This is a genomic window from Aeromonas sp. PrichA-15 (genome assembly GCF_017939245.1).
Taxonomy (GTDB): Bacteria; Pseudomonadota; Gammaproteobacteria; order Enterobacterales; family Aeromonadaceae; genus Aeromonas; species Aeromonas caviae.
Map to the genome: position 1 here is coordinate 1 of NZ_JAGKRH010000264.1, position 293 is coordinate 293.

At 52.6% G+C, this 293-nt stretch carries 1 protein-coding gene; it reads right to left on the reverse strand.

The window, feature by feature from the left end:
* A partial coding sequence (gene tnpA, locus J9889_RS20715; RefSeq protein WP_210557963.1) for an IS200/IS605-like element ISAs26 family transposase occupies positions 1-293 on the reverse strand: 293 nt, incomplete at both ends.

Here is a 293-nt window from a genome sequence, read left to right on the forward strand (position 1 = left end):
TCCAACGGTGCTCCGCCGCAAGAGCCCGCAAAGTAAGAGCGTGACCAGAGTACGGGTTTGCTGTAAGCACCTCTCAAGTCCAGAAATTCATTACGCAGTCGCCTTGATGTGACCGCCTTTAACGAGTTCACCAGTACCGATAGCTGTACCGTTGGCGCGTACTCTATCAGCATGTGAACATGATCAGCCTCTCCGTCACACTCTTTCAGTTCCGCACCAAAATCTCTGCAAACCTCTGCCGCACACTGACCGAAGGAAGCGTGATGCAGATCCCCCAATATCGGCTTTCGATA